Source organism: Coleofasciculaceae cyanobacterium, assembly GCA_036703275.1.
Taxonomy (GTDB): Bacteria; Cyanobacteriota; Cyanobacteriia; order Cyanobacteriales; family Xenococcaceae; genus Waterburya.
In genome coordinates, this window is sequence record DATNPK010000017.1 from 1 (window position 1) to 7,068 (window position 7,068).

The 7,068-nt window shown below is 40.1% G+C and carries 6 protein-coding genes and 1 pseudogene; 4 read left to right on the forward strand and 3 right to left on the reverse strand.

The annotated features are described in order from the left end of the window. Window positions 1-486: photosystem II D2 protein (photosystem q(a) protein) (locus V6C71_03255; protein HEY9767510.1), on the reverse strand; the 486-nt coding region annotated here is incomplete at its 3' end. Between the two features lie 504 nt (window positions 487-990). Between V6C71_03255 and V6C71_03260 the strand changes: the two genes are divergently transcribed. Then, a complete protein-coding gene (locus V6C71_03260) occupies window positions 991-1,551 on the forward strand; it encodes a photosystem I assembly protein Ycf4 (protein ID HEY9767511.1) in 561 nt (186 codons plus the stop codon). A gap of 94 nt (window positions 1,552-1,645) precedes the next feature. On the opposite strand, the gene V6C71_03265 is transcribed toward V6C71_03260, so the two are convergent. Then, window positions 1,646-2,827 (reverse strand): RtcB family protein, encoded by a 1,182-nt coding sequence (locus tag V6C71_03265; GenBank protein ID HEY9767512.1) that lies wholly within the window; start codon window positions 2,825-2,827, stop codon window positions 1,646-1,648. 205 nt (window positions 2,828-3,032) lie between these two features. Between V6C71_03265 and V6C71_03270 the strand changes: the two genes are divergently transcribed. The 3 genes from V6C71_03270 to acsF all read left to right on the forward strand — a co-directional run bounded on the left by V6C71_03270 (window position 3,033) and on the right by acsF (window position 6,350). Beyond that, window positions 3,033-3,788, forward strand: a complete 756-nt coding sequence (locus tag V6C71_03270) for a peptidylprolyl isomerase (protein HEY9767513.1) — start codon at window positions 3,033-3,035, stop codon at window positions 3,786-3,788. Between the two features lie 70 nt (window positions 3,789-3,858). Next, window positions 3,859-4,989, forward strand: a complete 1,131-nt coding sequence (locus tag V6C71_03275; GenBank protein HEY9767514.1) for a beta-ketoacyl-ACP synthase — start codon at window positions 3,859-3,861, stop codon at window positions 4,987-4,989. 284 nt (window positions 4,990-5,273) lie between these two features. Beyond that, complete coding sequence (gene acsF, locus V6C71_03280; GenBank protein ID HEY9767515.1) at window positions 5,274-6,350, forward strand: magnesium-protoporphyrin IX monomethyl ester (oxidative) cyclase; 1,077 nt, start codon at window positions 5,274-5,276, stop codon at window positions 6,348-6,350. 478 nt (window positions 6,351-6,828) lie between these two features. Here the strand turns inward: acsF and V6C71_03285 are convergent. Continuing rightward, a pseudogene (locus tag V6C71_03285) lies at window positions 6,829-6,930 on the reverse strand (4Fe-4S binding protein). Between the last annotated feature and the right edge of the window lie 138 nt (window positions 6,931-7,068).

The window sequence follows — 7,068 nt, forward strand, 5'->3', positions numbered from 1 at the left end:
TAGTGGATAAAGCAAAAATACTGAGACAAATACGGCGATGGGCGCACTAAAAGCGATCGCGTTATAAGGTCGTATTCCGACTAAACGCGAGATTTCAAATTGTCTGAGCATGAAGCCAATTAGCGCAAAAGCACCGTGTAGCGCGATAAACGCCCACAGTCCCCCGATTTGACACCAGCGGGTGAAACTCCACCCTGCCTCTGGTCCCCATAAAAATAACAGGGAGTGTCCCATGCTGTCTGCGGGTGTTGATGCTGCTACGGTTAGGAAGTTACATCCTTCTAGGTAAGAAGAAGCTAATCCGTGAGTGTACCAGCTGGTTACGAATGTGGTGCAGGTTAGCCATCCTCCAATTGCCATGTAGGCACAGGGGAAGAGCAGGATTCCTGACCATCCTACGAATACAAAGCGATCGCGCTTGAGCCAGTCGTCTACCGCATCAAAGATGCCGCGTTTGGCTGGCGCGCGTCCTACTGCTATTGTCATATTTTTTAATCCTCTTGCTTAGATAATATTTAGACTGCAAGATCTATCAAAATGTACTTTTCTATCATGCCTTAGGTATTTATCTCAAATAAACTTGAGAATTACCAAGATTTATAAAACTTTACCAGATTACCAGGTAGTATTTCCTGTCATCAGATGAAACTTTTCTTAAGATACCGTAACAAATATAGATTCAGCCACAGCACTTAAGTACTTTATATTAAAATAACATGAAAATACTGCTACCACGCGAATAAAGACAGCTTTTAAACCCAAAACTTAGCTCGCTATTCTGGGGTAAGAGCCATAAATATTGATTAGGAAAATTTTTACAAAATGACATATTACGACTTGAGGTAAAGTCAAACATCAGTTTCCAGCATAAAATGCCAGGTCTTTCTATTGATTAAGTTTTTACTGAATCAACTAAATGAGAAAGTAGAAGAAGCAAGCAAAATTTTTTATTAGTACCCAAAAATATTAATCAAATTTAAGACAATCGTAATGACAACCAATCAAACGAAACAACAAACATTAAGACATGATATTCTTGGCTCTCGCAGACTAAGTAATTTGCTGTGGGCAGTTATAGTAACAATAGGCGGAATAGGATTCTTGTTGGCTGGTCTATCTAGCTATTTTAAAACCAATTTGTTAATTGTTTCGGATACTAGCGAATTACAGTTTATTCCCCAAGGAGTTGCTCTAACTTTTTATGGTGTAGCAGGATCACTTCTGGCTACATACCTATGGCTACTTTTGGTTTGGAATGTAGGTGGTGGCTACAACGAATTTGATAAAGACACAGGTAAAGTAACGATCGCACGTCAAGGGTATCCTGGCAAAAATCGACGGGTAGAAGTTGAGATTCCCATAGAAGAAGTGCAGTCTGTTCGAGTCGAAATAAGAGAAGGATTAAGTCCTAAGCGAGCTTTATATTTGCGCTCTAAAAAAAGAAGAGATATTCCTTTGACCCGAGTTGGCGAACCCATAGCACTTGCGACTTTAGAAAACCAAGGAGCAGAGCTAGCAAGATTTTTACAAATTCCTTTAGAAGGATTGTAGGCTGTAAAATAAATATAAAAAAATACTTGGCGATCGCTTTATGGAAGATTTATTAAAGCGATCGTCTTTTTTTCTCGTTACTGGATTGGAATCATCATCCTTTGATACATACCACTTGCTTGATGGTGGCGACAACTTCAACTAAATCTGATTGCTGTGCCATAACCTCTTCGATCGGCTTGTATGCCCCAGGAATTTCATCGATAATTTTGCTATCCTTGCGACATTCAACTCCCTGAGTTTGCTCAATCACATCCTCCACCGTAAACTCTTTTTTCGCTCTGGTACGAGACATTAACCTTCCCGCACCGTGAGAACAAGAGCAATAGCTATCATGATTTCCTTTACCTTTAACAATGTAAGATTTCGTCCCCATTGAACCAGGAATTATGCCATAGTCTTCTGGTTGAGCGCGTACTGCCCCCTTGCGAGTTACATAAACATCTTCGCCAAAATGAACTTCTTTTTCGGCATAGTTATGGTGACAATTTACGGATAACAGAGGCTTAATTTCCTTCCCTCCAGTAACAAATTCTTCGACAATCCGTTTAAAACGCTCCATCATTACGTCTCGGTTGAAACGAGCATAATCTTGCGCCCACTGTAAATCGCGCCAATAAGCCTCAAATTCGTGCGTACCTGCCACAAAATAAGCTAGGTCAGGATCGGGCAAGCTAAGATTAGCTAACTCTGCCAGCTTTTTACCTGTAGAAATATGACATTGAGCCAACTTGTTGCCAATATGTCGTGAACCAGAATGAAGCATCAGCCAGACATGATTTTCTGTGTCTAAACAAAGCTCGATAAAGTGATTACCACCACCTAAAGAACCCATTTGCTTCTGGGCCTTATTATCTAGATCCTGTACACCTGGATGCAATTCTTTAAAATCTCGCCATCCTTGCCAATTGGTAACTTTCTTCTCAATGCTTTTATTTTCCCATCTCCCCACGGGAATTGATCGCTCTATTTGATGACGAATGTTTTTTAACTTTCCTTCCAGGCGATCGCCCGTAAAAGGCAGTTTAACCGCAGCCATCCCGCAACCAATGTCAACACCGACAGCCGCAGGAATTACCGCATCTTTTGTCGCAATGACTGAACCCACTAATGCTCCTTTTCCCAAATGAACATCGGGCATCAGTGCCAGGTGTTTAAAAACGAAAGGAAGAGATGCTACATTTTTTGCCATTTGGGCTTCTCGATTATCAAGCTGATGATTCGCCCAAGACAAGATTGGTTTGTTACTTGATAAATCTAATTGTTCGTGTGGCATAATTCGCTCATTCAATTACATATATAATACAATATCTAAAATAGTTTTGCTGAGGGAATTGTAAAGATATACTTAAAAATTATGACACCAAAAATTTGAATCTGTAGTTTTGCCCTCGCCGAGAATATACAAAACTACACTAGTTTAATAAAAATTAAGCTACAACGGTCAATGTCATCAGGGGTAATCAGTCAAAATTCAAAATATGACTCAAAAATCTAATGTGTGGTTAATCAAAATGTTTTCGTTACTGCTAATCAGTAGCTTAGTCTTGGGAGGATGTGCGACATCAGCGACAGATATTTCACAATCAGGCTCATCATCTGATAATCTGGCAACTAATCAATCACAACTGGCGAGTGCCAAAAACAACAATAAAACAATGAGTAATAATTTGCCCCAGCTAGAAGGGATGGCAAAAGTAGAATTACAGGTCAATGGTTCCCCTATCTTGATTGAAATCAATGGCACAGAAGCACCAACAACTGCGGGGAACTTCGTCGATTTAGTCAATCAAGGTGTTTACGACGGATTAGTTTTTCACCGAGTGATTCCTGGTTTTGTAGCTCAAGGTGGAGATCCTCAAGGAAAAGATCCCAACTTCCGTGGACAATTAGGGACAGGGGGCTTTAGCGATCCCAAAACTGGTTCAGAAAGACGCATTCCCCTAGAAATCAAGTTACAGGGAGATGATGAGCCTACTTACAGCAAGGCAAAACTTTCTGGTTCTTCTGTAGTCTTAAAACACGATCGCGGTGTGATCGCGATGGCTCGTTCTGCTATGCCCGATTCGGCTTCTTCCCAATTTTATATCGCCCTTGAAGACTTACCTTCCTTGGATGGAGACTATGCTGTCTTTGGCAAAGTGGTTGAGGGTATGGATATAGTTGACGGCATTAAGCAAGGCGATCGCATTGGCACAGCTAAAGTAGTAGAAGGTTTAGAAAACCTTAAGAAATAAACAGGTTTTAATTTTTGCTTGTGAGTTCATTTAACATTTTTAGACCCAAAGCTGATCGATTTTAAAACCTATGGATGTGGTTGTTACTGGGATAGGATTAATATCCTGTCTCGGATCACTTCAATCAACTTGGTCGAGTATTTTACAGGGCAAGTCAGGGATTAGATCGCGACAGCTTTTTGATGCACTCCCTGCTTATCCTCTAGGACTAATCAATTCTCGACCAAGCAGAATAGATGATTTAACCCAAAAGATCTTGGTTGATGCTTTAAAAGATGCCAAACTCCAAGTTCCACTTGACGAATGTGGTGTGGTTATCGGCTCTAGTCGTAGTTCTCAGGCAACCTGGGAAAAATTAGCAACCCACTCTCGAGACGGTAAATTGAGTAATTTAGCCTCTGATTGGTTAGAGACTTTACCTCATCAACCTGCAATAATCGCAGGTAGTTATCTACAAACTACTGCTCCAGTCTTAGCGCCTATGGCTGCTTGTGCAACAGGAATTTGGGCATTAGCTAGAGGCTATGAGCTAATCAAAACGGGTAGATGCGAAAAAGCGATCGCTGGTGCAGTAGAAGCTCCAATTAGCGCCCTGACTTTGGCTGCTTTTGAACAAATGGGTGCGTTAGCGAGTACGGGCTGTTATCCTTTTGATCGATCGCGAGAAGGTTTAGTGTTAAGCGAGGGTGGAGCGATATTTGTTTTAGAAACAGCCGAGTCAGCTACACGTCGTCAAGCTAAGATCTACGGTAGAATTCAAGGCTTTGGTTTTACCTGTGATGCTTACCATATGACCACACCTCAAGCAGTTAATGGGAGTGCGGCCAGAGCAATTAAACACTCATTAGAGCGGAGTGGATTAGAAGCTCAAGCGATTAATTATATTCATGCTCACGGTACTAGCACAACTTTAAACGATCGCCATGAAGCGCAGTTGGTTCAACATATATTCCCTCAAAGGGTTGCGCTTAGCTCTACCAAAGGAGCAACAGGTCATACTTTGGGTGCATCAGGAGCAATTAGTACTGCATTAACTTTTATGGCGATAAAACATAGTTATTTGCCTCCCTGCGTAGGTTTAAAAAATTCTGAATTTGAGCTTAATCTAGTTACCCAGGCGAAAAAAATCGCAATTAATCATGCTATGTGTTTCAGCTTTGGCTTTGGAGGTCAAAATGCAGCCCTAACTTTGAGTAAATAATATCTTCCTGAACTTAAAAAGAAAGTGTATTTAAAGAGGAACAAACACTATATTTCATGTTCAATTATTCTTTCTAACAACTAAAAAAATTTTAAACGCTCACGATAATTTGTCAGTATTTCAGAAGATGAATTCTCATGAATTTGGTAGTTAATATTCGTTAACAAACGGTTGAAAGATTGCCCAACTGTTAGAGAATATAAGCTTAGTGACCTCTGATGATAGCAATTAAACAATTAAAGTCAGCCTGTTCAATTTAATAGAAAAAAAGTTAAGTATTAATAATGGTAGACAGCCTTAAAAAACCGCAATTTGAAGAAGTTCGTCCTGGAGTAAAATCTCCAGCGGCAGAAACTATTCTCACTCCTCGCTTTTACACAACCGATTTTGAAGAGATGGCTAACATGGACATCTCTGTCAACGAAGATGAACTCCAAGCAATCTTAGAAGAGTTTCGCGTTGACTATAACCGCCATCACTTTGTCAGAGATGAGCAGTTCCAAAAGTCTTGGGACAATATCAGTGGCGAGACTCGTAAAGTATTCATCGAATTTTTAGAACGTTCTTGTACTGCTGAGTTTTCAGGATTTCTACTTTACAAAGAACTAGGCAGACGTCTAAAAGGAAAAAGCCCTGTCTTGGCGGAAATTTTTACTCTTATGTCTAGAGATGAAGCTCGTCATGCTGGTTTTTTAAACAAGGCCTTGTCTGACTTCAATCTTTCACTCGATTTAGGATTTCTAACCAAAAGCCGTAAGTATACTTTTTTCAAGCCTAAGTTTATTTTTTACGCTACCTATCTTTCGGAAAAGATCGGTTACTGGCGTTACATCACTATTTTCCGTCATCTCCAGCAGCATCCTGAAAACGAAATTTACCCTATCTTCAGCTTCTTTGAGAACTGGTGTCAGGATGAAAACCGTCATGGCGATTTTTTTGATGCCATCATGAAGTCTCAACCTCAGTTTCTTAATGACTGGAGAGCAAGACTGTGGAGTCGCTTCTTTTTACTTTCCGTATTTGCGACGATGTATTTGAATGACGTTCAGCGTTCTGGCTTTTATGAGTCTTTGGGCTTAGATGCTCGCGAGTATGATAAATACGTCATCAAACAAACCAACGACACCGCAGGCAGAGTATTTCCTATTGTATTGGATGTAGAACACCCTGATTTCTATCAGCGTTTAGAAAAGTGCGTGGCTAACAATCAGAAACTAACTAAAATTGCTAGCTCTAATTCTGCTGCGCCAATCAAGCTGTTACGCAAATTACCTTACTACGTTTCCAACGGCGTAGAGTTAATAAAAATGTACTTAGTCAAGCCAATTCGGGTAGATAATTTGGCTAATACGGTTCGTTAAGATCGTCTTTTCTAGTTACTTACTTTTTTAAGTCTTGTTGTAAAGCAAGGCTTTTTTTATTGTTTAACCTTTAATTAAAATAAACAGAATAAAAAACAATTGTCAACTTTTAAGTAGCGCGTAGATAGCACCCAAAGGTATTATCTACAACACCACTGCCTAAATACTTCCCTAACTAACTAAAGTATCCAGACTCTCGATCATTACGAAATAAGTCTTGGTTTTATGCAGTTTAATGATAAAAAATTCAGACCTATTACCTCCACCGACAGCAAGTTAGGGGATTTCTGATGTTTGCAGATCACGAATAAATAAATCGAGAGCAGTGTAAAATAAATTGTGAGCGATCGCGATTACAACAATAGACGATAGTAAAACCAAAAGGTAAAGCATCAAATAGCTCTTGGATAAAAGTAAATTGAGCATATTGTAATCAAGACGCGTCAGAGTTTCTCGCAGTCTGAATTCATCCCGCCAATTACTGGGGGGTTTTTTGTAGTTCCGGCCTTTCTTCTGGCACAATCGCTCCTTCAACAGGACACACTTGCAAGCAGATGCCGCAGTCAATACAGGTAGCAAAATGTTATCTAAGCTAAGAAGTCACCTTCTTAACTCGACTACAGAACGCAGCATGACAATTTCTCGTCACTGCGCTCCTCAATGAGATGATTCCTGTCTTGAATACTTCTGTCTGTGCCATTCAATGTAATCTTGACGA

What these genes read in the sequence shown, in the direction of transcription:
- V6C71_03260 (HEY9767511.1), top strand. Translation starts at nt 991, where the DNA reads ATGACAACCAATCAAACGAAACAACAAACATTAAGACATGATATTCTT.
- V6C71_03265 (HEY9767512.1), bottom strand. Translation starts at nt 2,827, where the DNA reads ATGCCACACGAACAATTAGATTTATCAAGTAACAAACCAATCTTGTCT.
- V6C71_03270 (HEY9767513.1), top strand. Translation starts at nt 3,033, where the DNA reads ATGACTCAAAAATCTAATGTGTGGTTAATCAAAATGTTTTCGTTACTG.
- V6C71_03275 (HEY9767514.1), top strand. Translation starts at nt 3,859, where the DNA reads ATGGATGTGGTTGTTACTGGGATAGGATTAATATCCTGTCTCGGATCA.
- acsF (HEY9767515.1), top strand. Translation starts at nt 5,274, where the DNA reads ATGGTAGACAGCCTTAAAAAACCGCAATTTGAAGAAGTTCGTCCTGGA.